Below are 17,012 nucleotides of genomic sequence, written 5' to 3' on the forward strand. Positions count from 1 at the left end.
TTCCAGAAATACAATTGTTTGCTATAAAATTAGTGAGAAAAAAGGGACGGTTATCAAATGAATTTTTTTATTTTAAGATGAACGTTTTGTAACAAGGAAGTTACTGAAATCTTCTACCCGTTCACAACAAATTTGCTGCATTACTTGTTGCAACTGTGTTTTTAGAATAGATATCGAATGATTGCCCCCCTCTTTGCCCAATGCTGCTACACCATACATAAATGATCTTCCAAGAAAGGTAAATTGTGCGCCCGAAGCCAGTGCTCTGGCAATATCGGGACCTGAGCGCAAGCCACTATCTAACATAATTTTTATTTTATCTCCATAAATTTTAACCACTCTATTGAGTGAATGAATAGAAGACTCTCCTGCATCTAATTGTCGGCCGCCATGATTAGAAACAATGATACCATCGATACCCAGTTTAATAGCTGTTTCTGTATCTGCTTCACTTACAATACCTTTTAAAACCAGCTTTCCCTTCCACAGATCACGAATGGCAGCTACTTTTTCTTGATTCAACCTACCATCAAAAGTCTTGTTCATAAATAATCCCAGATGATGCATATTCATCTTTTTCGGTATATATGGTTTTAGCACCTGAAAAGAAGGCTGGCCGTGTATCAGTGTTTTAATGGCCCAATTAGGTTTGCCCATTATTTGAAGTATATTGTTTAAGGTCATACGCGGAGGCATGGCCAATCCATTTTTTATTTCTTTGGGACGATAACCAAAGGAGGGCACATCACTTAAAATAACCAAAACCGGATATTGTGCAGCTTCAACTCTTTTAATGATTTGATCCCGCAGACTGTTTTCTGCCGGATGGTATAACTGAAACCACGCTCTTCCTTCTGTAATTTCACCAATACGCTCAATACTACTGGTACTTACTGTACTTAATGTAAATGGAATATTATGTTCAAAAGCTGCTTTGGCCAATATTTCCGGTGCATTGGGCCATATTAATCCTTGTAATCCTATAGGTGCAATTCCAAAAGGGGCATCATAGGTATGCCCAAATAATTCAGTTTTCATGTTAATACCTGCATAATTCTTAAGGTATTCAGGCAGCAACTCTACCTCACGGATTTCAGCGGTATTTTTCTGAAGATTAACTTCTTCATTACATCCGCCATCGAGGTATTCAAAGGCAAACCGGGGTATTCTTTTTTTTGCTTTTTCCCTTAAATCTTCAATGGAAGGAAAATTAGAATTATAAATAAATTTCATTTAAAAATATTTTACTTTAAAATTTTATTTGTTGCCCAATTATTAAAAAATTGATTCAATTTATTTTGAAGCATTATCGCACTGCTTTTATACTTTATCATCATGAATTCCGGAATATAATTTCAAATCAAAAATATCGGTAGGTAAGGGTTTGGGATTCCAGTGTTGATGTATGGCTAAGGCAGCGCCTAATGCTGAAGCCTGAGGCAAACAGGCACTATAGACCTCCATTTGAGGATAGGCCATTGCCAGTAAATGCATGTAAATCTGATTTTTACTAAACCCTCCATCTACAAACAATCGCTTTACAAAACAATTCTCTAATACCAGATTGGTACTTTTTATTTGTTGCACAATTAAATCGGCCACAAACTGGTGATATGCTTCTTCATAACTGCTAAAATCATTTAAGTTTCTTTGATCAAATCCTGATTTAGCTCTCATCGCTTCCTCTGTAAACTTATCTGAAAAACCATGTACAGTTTTCAGACTATTATATATGTTCAAATCAAATTGAACAGTTTTATAATAATGCAACGGTTTATGAAAATGCTCCGCAAGTGTTTTTATTTGCTGCTCATGTTCATATCCTGCGAATAACCGAGACGCTTTAACAGGGATTCCTTTATAAGAAAGATAGCAAAGGCAATCTTGTTGCAATTCAAGATCACTTAAAGGAGTTTGATTAAATGGGTTTAAAGTAATACACCAGGTGCCGGTTGAAAGAAGCAGGAATGGTTCATTAAACGAAATAAGATAAGGAATTAATGCCGCAGAGCTATCATGCAAACCAATACCAACTGGTATGGTATTGTTAATGTATCCGGCAATACTGTTACTACCAATAACAGGTGCCATTTTAGGCAAAATGCCTTCTTCTTTTACCCAGGTATGGTATTGATTATTTTGAAAATCCCAAAGATGGGTATGGCAACCAATACTGGTTATGTCAGAGCCAGGATTGCCTGAAAAAATAAAACTTAAATATTGGGGAAGGTGCAACGCATATTTTATATTGGCAAACACCTCCGGCTTTTCATATTTCATCCGGTATAGCTGCATGCCAGAATTAAGATTTCCCAATATGGGCGAAGCAGTTTGTTTTGACAGAGCATTTTCTCCACCATAAGTTTTATAAAATTTTTCTCTGAGGCTGGGAGGATACGGTTTCAGATAATTATATAAAGGAGGAATTATCTTTAATTCTACATCCAGATAAACAAAACTGGCACCATATCCTGAAATATTTATACCCTTAATTTTATATTTTTTATCATTTAATATATCATTACGAGAAATTTGAATCCATTTAGTTAACGCCTCTACATCTTCGCAGGGAAAATCATCCTCATCTTTTATTTCTTTCAATTGGGTACTTTCTTCTTGTACCAGTTTATATTGTTCATCAAATAGCAATCGTTTTTTATTAGTTTTACCCACATCAAAAATTACAATTACATTTTTTTTGTTCATATGGTTTAGGGTCATCTAAGAAATCATATTAAAAAGTATTCTCAGTGCATTACAACTTTAAATTAATGTTCTATTCTTCTCTGTAATTTACAAACTATTACATTATAATGGCTTTATATTTAAAGCTTATTATAATCCTGTTGCTAAAGTTTTTATGCCTCTTTCCTTAATTAATTGTTTCCTTACCTTTTGGCTACGGTACAATGCTATCGGATTTATGGCGCCACCTGCCCGTACCCTTGCTTCTGCTACCAATGGCCGAACATCCGTTCTAAATGCATTTTGTAGAATTTCTTGTGCGGTTACTACATCATTGCACTGTTGTGCTTCCACTAATTTTTCTCTATCCACCAATAATGCCTGTGCATAAGCAATCATAATGGCTTCTACTGACTGCAATAAATCTTCTAATGGGTCTTTAACATTGTGTGATGCATCAATCATCCATGCTAAATCAGAAGCATGATTCATTTTATTTGCATCCATTCCTTCTATCAGTTCATTAAAAATTAAAAATAACTGATAAGGTTTTATGCTTCCAACAGTAAGATCATCATCACCATATTTTGAGTCATTAAAATGAAAGCCCCCCAGTTTTCCTTCCATTAATAATAGTGCAACAATTTGTTCAATATTGGCATTGGGCAAATGATGGCCCAGATCAACCAATGTATATGCTTTTTTGCCCAGCTTTGAGGTATATAGCAACGATTGTCCCCAATCACCAACAGTAGTTGAATAAAAATTAGGCTCAAAGGCTTTGTATTCTACAAACATCTTCCAATCATCCGGTAAAGCACTATAAACTTCCTGTAAACTTTCCAATGTATTTTGGAAGGCTTTTCTAAAATTGAGCTGCCCTGGAAAACAGGAGCCATCGCTTAGCCAAACGGTCAACGATTTTGAACCCAGTTCAATGCCATGATGTATTACCTCTATGTTGTGATCAATGGCTTGTTTGCGAACAGCTTTATCAACATGTTGCATTGAACCAAATTTATAGCTCAATTTTTGATGGGGTTGATCCTGAAAGGTATTGGAGTTCATCGCATCGAACTTTAGGCCATGCTGTGTTGCAAGTAATTGAATATTGGATGCATTTTTGGGAATATCCCAGGGGATGTGCAAGGAAATAGCACCGCTTGACTGATTTAGTGCATGAAGCAACCCGATATCTTCTATCTTTTCTTCGAGATTACGTGGTTCTCCACCTCCGGGGAAACGACCAAACCGGGTACCTCCTGTCCCTAATGCCCAACTTGGAATAGCGATCTGAAAGTCAATTATTTTTTTAATTATTTCGTCTATGTTGGATATGCCGGCTGCAACAAATTCATAATTACGTTTATGTACTTGACTGTAGTTTTTGTTGTTTTCCTGTATTAAGGTTTTGTTGATTATCATGGCTGCAATTTTTCATTATCGTTTTTTCAAAATATCAAGGCAAATAAAAAACCTCCTGCAATGGGACAGAAACCGGAGAATTATCTGTATTTGTTTCCATTATATCTTTCATATAATTCCACCATTTTTGCATAACCGGGTGCAATGCTAAATTATCCGGCTTTCCTGCATTATTCATTTTCATTACCCCAAATAAGTTATAAGTTGTTTCATCTAAAAAAATAGAATAATCGCTAATGCCGTTAGATTTAAGCAGAAACGAAAGTTCCGGCCATAATGCTTCATGCCTTTTTTTATATTCTTCCTTACATCCTTTATTCAATTGCATTTTAAAAGCAACCCTAACGATTCCTGAATACACCGGTGATTGTTTTTGAGTAGAATTATTTTGTATTTCATTATTAACTTGCATATTATAATTAATTAAACAAGCATACATAAGAATCAAAAGGTTGACAGATTAGAAAATCATCAACGATTTGAAACTAGCTTATGCGAAAAAAATTATCTTACAAATGCCATAGCAACGCCTCCATCTACATTTAAAATATTTCCGGTGGATTTATTGAGAAGACCGCTCACAAAAGCAAAACAGGCATTGGCAATATCTTCAGGTAATATCGTTTCATGTAGCAGAGTTCTTTTAGCATAAAAATCCGGAAGTTCTTCTACTTTAATTCCATAAGCTTTAGCCCGCCCTTCAGCCCATCCATTGGCCCAAATATTAGAATCGCTAATAACAGCATCGGGATTCACAATATTAACCCGTATTTTATCCCCTCCTAATTCAGCAGCCATTAACCGGGATAAATGAGCCTGCGCCGCTTTTGCTGAACCATAAGCGGCATTATTAGCACCTGCAACAATTGAATTTTTTGAAACAATATTAATAATATCACCACCTAATCCTTGTTTTCGCATCATGTCGATTGATGACTGTGAAACCAAAAACTGGCCTTTCACCAATATATCATATAATTTATCCCAATCTTCTGTGTTATGTTCTTCAATGGGTTTAGAAATACTGATACCTGCATTATTCACTACAATGTCTATCCCGCCAAATGTAATTGCGGCCATTTTCAATGCTTCCGATATTGATAGCTGGCTGGTTACATCCAGCATCACCGAAACGGTACTATCTTTTCCAAAAAGCTCTTGAAACTTTTTTGTAGTAGTGGATAATCTTTCATCATTAATATCATTCAGAATAATACAGGCCCCTTCTTCTGCTAACTTTTTTGCAATTGCTTTTCCTATTCCCCCGGCACTGCCGGTAACCAGTGCGATTTTGCCGGTTAATGCTTTGGGGGTTGGCATACGTTGCAGCTTCGCCTCTTCCAATAACCAGTATTCAATATTGAATGCTTCCTGCCGGGGCAATGAAGTGTAGGAAGAAATGGACTCTGCACCTTTCATTACATTAATAGCATTAATATAAAATTCAGAGGCAACCCGAGCGGTTTGTTTGTCTTTTGCAAAGGTGAACATACCCACACCCGGATATAAAATTACAACCGGATTGGCATCACGCATAGCAGGGCTATTGGAGTGCTTACAAGTATTATAATAATCTGCATACATTTCCCGGTAAGCATCAAATAAGGGGGCTAATTTTTCCTTGACCGATTTTACATCATTTAGTTTTTCACCTGGTTCTAAATTCAGTACTAAGGGGCTGATTTTAGTGCGTAAAAAATGATCAGGGCAAGAAGTGCCTAATGGTGCCAGCCTGTCAAGGTCATTACTATTAATAAATTCTAACACATTTTCATTATCTGTAAAATGACCAATCATATTGGTTTGTGATGAACAAAAGCCGCGTAACACCGGCGCTAATTGTGCAGCCTGAATTAACCGTTTTTCTTTTGGTAAGGCTTCTAATTTTTTCCCGCCAAAAATTGATTTGTTCTTTTTTAAATGGTCTTCGATATAGGAAGCACATTTTTCTACTACATCTAATGTATTTAAGTAACATTCGTATGCCGTATTGCCCCATGTAAATAAACCGTGTGAACCGAGCATAATGCCTCTAATACCAGGATTTTCATCTAAACATTGTTTTAATTTAAGGCCCAAATCAAATCCTGGTCGTTGCCATTCAACCCAGCCAATTGTTCCACTGAATAATTCTTTGGTAATTTTTTTACCATCTTTGGCTGCTGCTATGGCAATAGCTGCATCGGGGTGTAAATGATCAATATGTTTAAATGGAAGAAAGCCATGCAATGGTGTATCGATGGATGGCGCTTTAGAGGCTAAATCGAATATACAATGATTAAACAGCTCAACCATTTCATCTTCGTGCTCAATACCACGATATACCTTTTTTAAGTTACGCAGGCGGTCAACATATAATGCAGCTAAACCACTTTTCTTTAAAGTACCAATATCTCCGCCACTGCCCTTTACCCACATTACTTCTGTTTCGTTGCCTGTCAGCGGATCTTTTGCAAATGTTTTGCAAGAGGTATTGCCACCGCCATAATTGGTCAATCGTAAATCTGCGCCTAATAAATTTGACCGGTAAATTAATAATGCCACTTCATCGTCTTTCATTGAAGCTGCCACTTCATCATTCCACAAATAACTTACATGTTTAAATACAATTGTTGGTTCTACCATAAAACTATTTTTTCTTCGTTAAATTATTTGATTGAATTGCCATAACCTACCATAATAACTGAAACAATAATGGTAATGATGCCAACAATAATGGTTGTTTGGGTTTTTTTACTCACTTCTTTCCATTCTTTCAATGCAAAACCCCACATATTAGCCACTAAAATGATAAACGACATGTGCAAAATCCATGAACTGGCTCCGTTACCCAACTTGCTTTCGCCCATGCCATAAAAGAAAAATTGTAAAAACCAAAGTGTGCCTGCTAATGCACAGAAAAGATAATTTTTGATAAGTGGCGTTTTTTTATCGGTGTAATCACCAAAAGTTTTATTACGAATATTTAAAAATAATGTCCATATTAAGTTAGTGGTAAGTCCACCCCACAATAAAACAATATAAATTACATTATTGCGATATAAAAAATTACCGGTTTCTAAAGGATTGGATGCCTTCCACGCCTCATTAGCAGCATCTGCCATTTTAGAACCCGCTTCAATGCCATAATTAAAACAAGCGCTAAGAATACCTGCCAGGATGCACACAATTAATCCCTTTACTAAGTTGAATTCTTTTACACTTTCTTTCTTTTTTTCTTCTGATAATTCATGTTCTTTTAAAACACCTGCTCTTCCACAAATAAAAATACCGACTAAACAAAGCACTACACCTATCAGCACAACTTGCCCCCATGATTGAGTTAGCAGGTCATGGAAAGTAGTCTTGCCATCTTGCGGGTAAAAGTTATAATAAATAGATGGAGCCAAAGCGCCAAAAGCAGAAGTAAAACCAAGTAAAACAGAATTGCCCAATGACATGCCCAAATAACGCATACCCAAACCATACATTAAGCCACCGATACCCCAAAGCACTCCCCAAAAATAAGTCCAACTAAAAGTAGAAAGCGATGATTGTGAAATAATTTCTGCAAAATGTGGAATGGTAAGCCAGGCTGCAATGGGTGGAATAATTAACCATGAGAACAAACCACCTACTATCCAAAAAGTTTCCCAATGCCAGCCTTTTACTTTAGTATAAGGCACATAAAAACTACCCGATGCCCCACCACCAATAAAATGAAAAATAATGCCTAATATTATTTGCATAATAGCTATATGAATATTAAATTTAAGTAAAAATAATCTATCCATTTTTACCTCTGTCCTGCACTATGCTGATTCGTGCATCCATCCCTTTTTACAGTTTATATTTGTTAAATTATTGTATTAAAATATTATTTTAACCAAAAGATGTCTTACTTTTTTAAATTTATAGAATTAGATACTTTATCTGCCACACCCAAATATTTGCAGATTGCTAATTCAATTATAAAAGCAGTAATTAGTGGTAAATTACAAGACAATGATATTCTTCCCTCTATCAATGAGTTTAGTAGTGAAATGGATGTATCGCGGGATACAATTGAAAAAGGTTACAGCTATCTAAAAAAAATTGGCATATTGGCTTCTATTGCAGGTAAAGGCTATTTTATTAAAAACTCAAAATTATTGCAGTTTTATAAAATTTTCCTATTGTTTAATAAACTAAGTACCCATAAAAAGATCATTTACGACTCCTTCATTGAAACCTTAGGCCAGTCGGCTACTGTTGATTTTTATATTTACAACAATGATTTCAATTTATTTAAAGAATTACTCAGTAAAAGTATTGATAATTATACCCATTATGTAATAATACCTCATTTAAGAGAAGACAATAAAACATCTACAGAAATTTTAAAACTTATACCAGCTGGGAAATTGATTTTATTAGATAAAAATATTGACAGCATGTGTGGGAATGCCAGTACAGTTTATGAAAATTTTGAACAGGATATTTATAATGCATTGGAAGAGGCGCTTCCCCATCTCAATAAATACCACACTATTAAAATAATATTCCCAAATTACACTTATCACCCCAATGAAATTTTGAATGGATTTGCCAGGTTTTGCAGCGAATATGCCTTTAACCACACTGTTATTGATGAAATAGAGGAAGAAAATATTGAGGATGGTATAGTATATATTAGTTTAATGGAAGATAATCTGGTAACGCTAATAGAAAAGATTATAGACAGGGAAAAAGTAATTGGAAAGGATGTTGGCGTTATATCATACAATGAAACACCTTTAAAAAAAATTATTCTCAACGGCATTACTACAATATCTACAGATTTTAAGTTGATGGGGGAAAAGGCGGCAGAGATTATTTTAAATAAAGAGCAAGCTCATTATGCCGTTCCGTTTCAATTAACATTAAGAAATTCATTGTGAAACTGTATGAATTGAATATTGTAAGCAAAATGGAAATACAAGCATATTAGCGTAAACATCCTAATTTAGTAGTAGGGGTAAAACTGTTAACTTTTGTCAGCAATATTTAAACAGAATGTAATTTTGAAATTTTAAAAAGGGGGCTACTACAACAACCTAACAATTAAAGGAAAAAAGATTAATGAGCCCCCTTGCTTTTCATAGGATTAGGGAGTATTTATTTTAGCTGTGATGTAAAATGATAATGACCGGAACCTGCATTAATTACCATATATCCTCCTTTCTGGCTGATAATTTCAAGGTCTTTTGAATCAGAAACAGGTAGGTCGCCTTCCCAAATTGTGGTTCCGTTTTTTGCGGGAACAAATATTGTTGCTGATGTGTTGGCTGGTATTTCAATATCCATGATTATTTTATCCCCTTCAATTTTCCAACTATTACTAAGTTTTCCATAATAAGTAATCAGGCTTGCTGATGCAAAACTGAAACCACCACCAATATGCGGTTTTATTTTGATGTGCTTATACCCTACTCCGTCTTCATACGTATCCAGCCCCACCATTTTGCGATACATCCAATCGCCGATGGCACCATAAGCATAATGATTAAAAGAATTCATGCCTGGGTTTTCAAAAGTTCCATCAGGTTTTTCTCCATCCCATCTTTCCCAAATAGTGGTAGCGCCCATCTTTACAGGATATAACCAGGAGGGATAGGTTTCCTGCAACAATAATTTATAGGCTATACTATCATAACCAAAACGCGTTAACACATGGCATAGGTATGGCGTGCCTAAGAAACCTGTTGTAAGATGAAAATTGTAACTCTTAATATTTTCAGCCAGTCTTTCTGCAGCCTGTACCCGCAGGTTTTCTGGCAACATATCAAAATTGAGTGCCAGCACATAGGCCGTTTGTGTACTGGAAACAAGGCGCCCGTTGGGGGTCATGTATTCTTTTATAAAGGCATCTTTTATTTTTTTCAAAAGGCCGGAATAAAAAGAAACATCTTCTGTTTTGCCCAAAACATTTGCAGCATTCATTAATAATTGTGTGGAATGCGCATAAAAGCATTGTGCAATTAAATATTTATCAGTAACAGCAGCACGGCCATCATTATCATCATCGGGGCGATAGAATAACCAATCGCCAAAATTAAATCCGGTATTCCAAAGGTTATTAATACTTTTTTTGTGCATGTATTCTACCCAAGCTTTCATACTGTTGTATTGATCATCCAGTATTTTTTTATCGCCATAGGCTAAATACATATTCCAAGGTATAATTGTAGCCACATCAGACCAACCTGCTGAGCCTGCTGATTTGAGCCCAAGCACATTTGGTATTACAAAGGGAACGCTACCATCCGGCAATTGGTCGGCTGCCACATCTTTCATCCATTTTTCAAAAAAATTATACACCCCCATATTAAAAGCAGCTGTTCTGGAAAATACCTGGGCATCACCAGTCCAACCAAGTCGTTCATCGCGCTGTGGGCAATCAGTTGGAACATCTAAAAAATTACCTTTCTGCCCCCACTGTATATTATGTTGCAATTGATTAACCAGGGGATTGGAAGTAATAAATGTGCCTGTTTCTTTCATGTCTGCATAGATTGCAACGGCCGTAAAATCATCAGGATTCGGATCTCCTTTTATCCCTTCAATTTTTATATACCGGAAACCATAATAGGTAAAATGCGGTTCAAAAAATTCATCCCCATTCCCATTAAGGATATAAGTAGAAGTGGCTTTGGCAGCCCGAAGGTTTTCGGTATAAAAGTTGCCTGCCTTATCCAATACCTCGGCATGCTGTATCACTACCGTATCACCCGCATTCCCCTTCACATGAAGCATTACCCAACCCACCAGATTTTGTCCAAAGTCGATTACTTTTTCTCCTTTGGGTGTAGTGATAACCTTGATGGGTTTAAAAGTTTCATGTTTTTTTGCTGGTTCGTTATAAGTAGCCACGAGGTTGCCGTAGGAAAAATTCTCCACTTTTACGCCGTTCCATTTTGTATCATCATATCCGGGCATTTCCCAGCCTGCTTTATTTTTTCGGGCATCGATGGTTTCCCCATTGTAAATGCTGGAGCTGATAATACTACCTGTGGAGCATTTCCAACTTTCATCAGAAAGTATGGTTTGCTTAGATCCATCCGCATAAACAATTTCAAACTGGAGCAGAAGGGAAATGTCTTTCCCATAAATATTCTTATTATTTTCCCATGCCAAATGCCCGCGGTACCAGCCACTGCCCAGCGTTACACCAATGACATTACCGCCTCTTTTTATCAAATCGGTTACATCATATACCTGGTACTGAAGCCGTTTGTTGTAGCTCGTCCATCCGGGTGTAAAATAAGCATCTCCTACCCTTTTGCCATTTATCTGTGCTTCATATAAACCATGTGCTGTAATATAGACAGTAGCCGATTTTATTTTTTTAGAGGCATTAAATTGTTTTCTAAACATGGGGCTTGGGCGCAGAACGGAATCTTCTATATAACCTGGCGCAATCCATTTTGCTTTCCATTCATTATTATTTAAGAGTGCCATTTGAAAAAATGCAGGGGCACTCCATGCAGAAGATTTTCCTTCATTATCCCAAATCCGAACCTGCCAGAAATATTTTTTCCCCGATTGCAAAGCTGCTCCATTATACATTACATGAACTGATTGATCAGAAGTGATTTTACCGCTATTCCATTGCAACTTTTTCCCTTTTTCCAATGTGGATATGTTTTCGCCCACCCTTATTTCATAAGCTGTTTGCATTACCTTCCTTTTGGGGGAATTTAATTGCCAGCTCAATTGTGGTTGTATAATACCAACGCCAACAGGATTGGTAAGGTTTTCTGTAAGCAGGTTCTCAACTTTTATCTGAGCCACAGATGTATTTACTAACAGAAGAAAAATAGAAAATAATAACAGAAAAATAGAAACCCGAAAAAGTGAATATATTTTAAGCATCGTAAAATAGATTTAACAGTGAAGTATCAAACATAATGAATCTAAAGTGAAATTAGTTTAACATTTAATAATAACCATCCTGCACTATCCGGCTTATTAATTCAGATTTGGCAAATAAAAATATCATTGTTGCCCGATTAAAATCGGGGTTAACTAAGCTGTATCCCATTTCAATAAAGGATTACAGCTAATAAATTAATTGTTTTAAATTTAGTAGTAGTACCCCTTTTAAAACCATATCATCTAATTAGTCGTTCCTCAAAAACGAATAGAACACAATGGGATCAATAGTTTATGAACAAATGCGGATAAAAAAGGTTGCAGGAAAAGAAAGAAAAGGATAAAAAAGCTTGCAAATTTGTAGCATGTTAGCAAAGCAAAAATCAACAAGCCAACTTGGTTTTTACAGTACGTTTGAAGAGCAGTTAAGCCACGGGCATCCGCTGTATATTTTAGCAAATAGGATTGATTGGAAAATATTTGACGAAGCGTTTAAAAAGCATTACAGTGCCTCTCAGGGAGCACCTGCCAAACCAATCAGGCTAATGGTATCACTACTGATTTTAAAACAGCTTCGCAATTTAAGTGATGAGAGTGTGGTAGAACAGTGGGCTGAGAATGCGTACTATCAATACTTTGGTGGCGAACAATTATTTTCAGTTAAACCACCATGTGTTGCAACGGAGTTGGTGGAGTTCAGAAAACGTATTGGTGAAGAAGGTGTAGAATTAATTTTCAAAGAAAGTATCCGCATCAATGGTAAAGATGCAGATGATGATAATCTAAGCGGTGATACAACAGTGCAGGAAAAGAATATCACTTATCCAACCGATGATAAGTTGTACAAAAAAATAATTGTAAAATGTCAGAAGATAGCAGCAGAAGAAAACATCGAGTTGCGTCAGAGTTACAAGTTTACAGTAAAGAAACATAGCACCATACAACGGTTTAAGAAAAACAAAGGCGGCTTTGCAAAAGCAAGAAAGGCAAGCAAAAAAATTAAAACCATAGCAGGCAGATTGGTTCGGGAGATAGAAAGAAAACTTGAACCCGATGATGCAAGTAAGTATGCAATGGATGTATCATTGTTTAAAAAAGTATTAGCACAAAAAAGAAGTGACAGCAATAAAACCTACAGTCTTCATGAGCCAGAAGTAAAATGTTACACCAAAGGCAAAGAGCATAAGAAGTTTGAGTTTGGTAGCAAAGCATCATTTTTAATCACACAAAACACCGGAGTAGTTGTAGGTGCATTAAACTTTAGCGATAATGTACACGATTCAAAAACATTACCGGCAGCAATACAGCAATATGAAAGATTGATGAAAAAAGAACCCAAGAATATTTTTTTAGACAGAGGTTACCGAGGTGCGAAGATGATTAACAATACAACATTGCACACGCCAAAGCCTGATAAAAACATTACAGCAACGAAAAGAAAAAGACACAGTCGCAGAGCCGCAATAGAACCGGTGATTGGTCATCTAAAACAAGATTACCGAATGGCAAGAAATTATCTGAAGGGAACAGTTGGGGATGCCATCAATGTAATGTTAGCAGCATCAGCCATCAATTTTAAACGAATGATGAACAAATGGAAAGAGCAACTTGCTATTTGGGCACTCAAATTTTTGCAACTTTTTAATTTTTATTGCAACAATATTTTTAATCGAACATTGAAAATTACTTTTTGAGGGTTGACTAATTATGAAAAAATCGTGTTTTTATTTCGCACCAATACATTCATTAAAAAACCTCTCTTTGAATGATAACCGGCCCAATCAATCCTGATTCTAATAAAGGGGAGTTTTTGTTATATGGGTCATAAGTTGTAAATGTATATCTTTCACTTGTTCGTTTTTCACCTTTTAAAAGCCATTCGGGAAATTGCCCATCTTTTACACCATCATACGGCAAATGATCATCACCAATCAAACGGTTTGGCCATAGATTAGCTACTGATATCTCCAACTGATTATTCTTTTGTTTTACTATTCCTGTAATATCTACTTTCCATGGGGCGGTCCATACCACTCCCAAATCATGTCCGTTTATCACTACATGGGCCATGTTTTTCACATTTCCCAAATCAAGGTAAAGCCGTTTATGATTGCTGGTATCGCCTGCTGTAGGGAGATCAAAATTCTTTTGATAAACTGCTATTCCCGAATAATATTTTATACCATTTTCCGAGCGGCAAGTCCAATCCATAAGGGTATCAAATTTTACTTTTTCAGGTCCTCCCAATTTAGAATCGAAAGCTAACATCCAAGGCCCATTTAATGTTGCTATTTTTTCCATTTCAGGAAAATTCTTTCCCCGGACTGTTGCTCCTATTGAGCCTTTTGCAAATACGATGAAGTAACTCTGGTAAGTATCAAATTGCAATGGCATGGTGGTTTGTTCATCATTTACAGAAAATTCAGGCAATCTCCTTGTTTTGCCGGTTAAAGGATCCCAAAGTTCAGGATATCCCTTATTCGAACGGAAAATACAATTAGCTTTTACAGGATGATTGCTATAATTAGATACAAAATAAATATCCCAGTCTTTTGAGGTTCGATGTGTATAACGAAGCGATGCAGATGATTCAAAATCTTTTTTCACATCCATTTTATTTAGTAGGTTGGAAGTAAAATCATAATCAGGATAAAGCGTCCCCAACTTTTGATTGATAAGATTTTTACCCCATATAATTTTCCCTTTTCCATAAATACGATCAGACACTTCATCAGGAACCTGCATACTTCCCCACAGTTCTTTAGCCATTACCCCTACTTGGTGGTCACATTCTGGATAATTAGATAAACCTGGTGATTTTCGGGGAGGATTGCCTATAACAACAGCGCCATCTTTAATAAGTTCTTTAACTTTTCCAAGCAACGCTGGACTCATAGTTGCAACAGCTGGCAAAACCATTAATCTGTAGGTAGCACCACTTGGGAATATGATTTGATGATTCTTTACCGAAGCAGAATATAGTTGCCCGGGAGCACATCCATCAAAATTATATCCACGCCTATCGGGAAGAATAGAATCACCCACCATTGCCGATGATGGCGGAAGAAAAACCTGCGGGGCGCCTTCTGGTGTTAAGTACAAAATGTCAGCAACTGATTTTCCTTGTTGTAAAATATACTGACAACGGGAAATATAAGTATGATAATCAGATACCATCGGCCACCATGTCTGTTTTCTATCCCAATGAACTCCATACGGACCCATCGTCATGCCGGGACGTAATGAATCAGCTAAGGGTTTGTGTTCAAAAGTGTGATAAAAAAAACGATTAATACCGGCTGCAAAAGCCCAGTCTCCCTGGTTCTTCATAGATCCGGGATATTGTTTCCACGCTTCGCTTCCTCCGGCGGTAAAGGCTTCTGCCTGAACGACCGGGATTCCTTGAATGTGTGCAACAGAAGTCGCTTCTATACAACTAAACGAAGAGTTAAATCCATACCCTTTGCTCCAAAACTCGCACATTGGATTATCTGCTACTGAGCCAAGTTCCAGGTCTGCAGTTGGGTTCATATCATAGGGTTCAATAGATAATCTCAACCCGTGTCGGTGCGCATATTTTTTTACTTGCCAGGCATGATATGCTAAAACTAATTCCTGACTAGTTTGCCGCAAATCCCATAAGAACCGTTCACTTACCTCCCGGTTCTCTACAATATTGCCAGCATAAACGGGAAAAAACGGTAAAGGATCATATCCTCTTCTTTTAATAAATTCCTGCCGGAATTTTGGTGTCCAATTTTGAGATCCCATTTCCCAGCTATCTATGTGGAGTACATGTAACCCTCCGAACTTTGTTGTATCAATAGTTCCTATATTATTGAGAATGGTACCTACGTATTTTTCAAGATGAGCATTTAAAGCAACTGTGTCAAATTTATCAGCTTCAAATCCTAAACCCTGGACAGGTGCGGGGCGGGTAACAGCCCCATTGTTGCGACTTCCAAATCTCATGATCGTCCAGTTACCAACAGGAGCTACCCAGTTTAATGTTCCATCAGGCCGAAGTTTATCCGTAAGGTCAATAATCTGATTTTTTTTGATGTCTGCAGCAGGTGCATCCGCATAATCACTAAATGAAGCTAAAAACGGTTTAACGCCTGGTTTTGAGCTAAATGGAGCACGATAATAAAGTGCTTTTTCATCAATGTCTTCTATTTTTTTATTAAGCGCAGGAGTTGGAAAGGCAAGCACGGCAACATCTTTATAGAAATCATTCCATTGTTTTTTTAATTCCGGAGAAAACACTCCTTCACCAAAATATGGCTTTTTGGGTAATGGTACGGGGAGTTTAATTTTATGGTTACCTGGTCCTGAAACATAAATTGTACTGGAAACCAAATGTTGCATCGACTGGTCAGGAGCAACCCAAGGCCCGCCACTTCCGTTCCATCCAGGCCCTATTCCCAATGTCATTCTGATTCCTAACTTTTCACATTCAATCACTGCGTGCTTAAACAATTGCTGCCATTGGGTACTTAAAAAATCAACAGGGCCGCGGGGAATTCCTACATTTACTTCAAGGAATATGACATTTCGAATACCGGCCTTTTTCATTGATTCTAAATCCTTAGTCATGCCATCCTGTGAGAGATTCCCATCCATAAAATACCAATAAACGCCAGGACGGGATGAATCAGGAGGATTAAGAAAAGCCTCTTTGAAAGTTTTTATATCAGACTGAACAGGTTTTATACCACAACCATAAAAGAGAAGCACTACAATTACGAAATAAATACTAATAACAACTATTTGAGTTTTTTTATTTACTGTCATTATGATTTATTTAAATGGTTACTATTCTCAATCGTATTTTTCTATAAAAATCATGGCTATTTAGAATATTTTAAAAAATCAACTAAATTGTGTGTAGAATCAATTTCCCTTTTTCACAGCATCCAGAAATTTCACTATGTGAAATATATCATGCACATGATAACTTCCTTCCTGGCATTCCTTCTATCCATTGATGTTGATCAGCTTTGATTTATAATAATTGACTGGCTCAAGAT

The 17,012-nt window shown here is 36.5% G+C and carries 10 protein-coding genes and 1 pseudogene; 2 read left to right on the top strand and 9 right to left on the bottom strand.

All coding sequences use genetic code 11. The features are described 5' to 3' along the window. Nucleotides 1–72: 72 nt before the first annotated feature. The 6 genes from EO766_RS15515 to rhaT form a co-directional block, all read right to left on the bottom strand. Nucleotides 73–1,233, bottom strand: coding sequence for an alpha-hydroxy acid oxidase (locus EO766_RS15515; RefSeq protein ID WP_074420472.1), 1,161 nt, complete (start codon nucleotides 1,231–1,233; stop codon nucleotides 73–75). Between the two features lie 87 nt (nucleotides 1,234–1,320). Next, nucleotides 1,321–2,706, bottom strand: a complete 1,386-nt coding sequence (locus tag EO766_RS15520) for an FGGY-family carbohydrate kinase (protein WP_074421248.1) — start codon at nucleotides 2,704–2,706, stop codon at nucleotides 1,321–1,323. Between the two features lie 129 nt (nucleotides 2,707–2,835). Beyond that, entirely contained in the window at nucleotides 2,836–4,110 is a 1,275-nt protein-coding gene (locus EO766_RS15525; RefSeq protein WP_074421249.1) for a sugar isomerase, read from the bottom strand. A 34-nt stretch (nucleotides 4,111–4,144) separates the two neighbouring features. Then, a complete protein-coding gene (rhaM, locus tag EO766_RS15530) occupies nucleotides 4,145–4,522 on the bottom strand; it encodes an L-rhamnose mutarotase (protein ID WP_228733177.1) in 378 nt (125 codons plus the stop codon). A 92-nt stretch (nucleotides 4,523–4,614) separates the two neighbouring features. After that, nucleotides 4,615–6,735 carry a bifunctional aldolase/short-chain dehydrogenase gene (locus tag EO766_RS15535; protein WP_287101491.1) on the bottom strand — a complete coding sequence of 707 codons (2,121 nt, stop codon included), beginning with the start codon at nucleotides 6,733–6,735 and terminating at the stop codon, nucleotides 4,615–4,617. Nucleotides 6,736–6,758: 23 nt separating this feature from the next. Next, a complete protein-coding gene (gene rhaT / locus EO766_RS15540) occupies nucleotides 6,759–7,838 on the bottom strand; it encodes an L-rhamnose/proton symporter RhaT (protein ID WP_074420948.1) in 1,080 nt (359 codons plus the stop codon). A gap of 144 nt (nucleotides 7,839–7,982) precedes the next feature. Between rhaT and EO766_RS15545 the strand changes: the two genes are divergently transcribed. Next, nucleotides 7,983–9,008 carry a GntR family transcriptional regulator gene (locus tag EO766_RS15545; RefSeq protein ID WP_074420947.1) on the top strand — a complete coding sequence of 342 codons (1,026 nt, stop codon included), beginning with the start codon at nucleotides 7,983–7,985 and terminating at the stop codon, nucleotides 9,006–9,008. A 264-nt stretch (nucleotides 9,009–9,272) separates the two neighbouring features. On the opposite strand, the gene EO766_RS18555 is transcribed toward EO766_RS15545, so the two are convergent. Both EO766_RS18555 and EO766_RS15550 read right to left on the bottom strand, forming a co-directional pair. After that, nucleotides 9,273–9,323 carry a hypothetical protein gene (locus tag EO766_RS18555; RefSeq protein ID WP_492991251.1) on the bottom strand — a complete coding sequence of 17 codons (51 nt, stop codon included), beginning with the start codon at nucleotides 9,321–9,323 and terminating at the stop codon, nucleotides 9,273–9,275. A gap of 85 nt (nucleotides 9,324–9,408) precedes the next feature. Then, nucleotides 9,409–11,982: pseudogene (locus EO766_RS15550) on the bottom strand (family 78 glycoside hydrolase catalytic domain); the annotation flags it as partial. Nucleotides 11,983–12,347: 365 nt separating this feature from the next. On the opposite strand from EO766_RS15550, the gene EO766_RS15555 reads away from it, so the two are divergent. Next, entirely contained in the window at nucleotides 12,348–13,676 is a 1,329-nt protein-coding gene (locus EO766_RS15555) for an IS5 family transposase (RefSeq protein ID WP_287101493.1), read from the top strand. Between the two features lie 52 nt (nucleotides 13,677–13,728). Here the strand turns inward: EO766_RS15555 and EO766_RS15560 are convergent, their stop codons facing one another. Further along, on the bottom strand, nucleotides 13,729–16,776 hold the full coding sequence (locus EO766_RS15560; RefSeq protein ID WP_074419870.1) for a glycosyl hydrolase: 3,048 nt from the start codon (nucleotides 16,774–16,776) through the stop codon (nucleotides 13,729–13,731). Nucleotides 16,777–17,012: the final 236 nt, after the last annotated feature.

This window comes from Hydrotalea sp. AMD, assembly GCF_004100315.1.
Taxonomy (GTDB): Bacteria; Bacteroidota; Bacteroidia; order Chitinophagales; family Chitinophagaceae; genus Hydrotalea; species Hydrotalea flava.

Bases quoted from the DNA above. Each gene is read 5' to 3' on its own strand.
- EO766_RS15515 (WP_074420472.1), bottom strand. From the start codon at position 1,233: ATGAAATTTATTTATAATTCTAATTTTCCTTCCATTGAAGATTTAAGG.
- EO766_RS15520 (WP_074421248.1), bottom strand. From the start codon at position 2,706: ATGAACAAAAAAAATGTAATTGTAATTTTTGATGTGGGTAAAACTAAT.
- EO766_RS15525 (WP_074421249.1), bottom strand. From the start codon at position 4,110: ATGATAATCAACAAAACCTTAATACAGGAAAACAACAAAAACTACAGT.
- rhaM (WP_228733177.1), bottom strand. From the start codon at position 4,522: ATGCAAGTTAATAATGAAATACAAAATAATTCTACTCAAAAACAATCA.
- EO766_RS15535 (WP_287101491.1), bottom strand. From the start codon at position 6,735: ATGGTAGAACCAACAATTGTATTTAAACATGTAAGTTATTTGTGGAAT.
- rhaT (WP_074420948.1), bottom strand. From the start codon at position 7,838: ATGCAAATAATATTAGGCATTATTTTTCATTTTATTGGTGGTGGGGCA.
- EO766_RS15545 (WP_074420947.1), top strand. From the start codon at position 7,983: ATGTCTTACTTTTTTAAATTTATAGAATTAGATACTTTATCTGCCACA.
- EO766_RS15555 (WP_287101493.1), top strand. From the start codon at position 12,348: ATGTTAGCAAAGCAAAAATCAACAAGCCAACTTGGTTTTTACAGTACG.
- EO766_RS15560 (WP_074419870.1), bottom strand. From the start codon at position 16,776: ATGACAGTAAATAAAAAAACTCAAATAGTTGTTATTAGTATTTATTTC.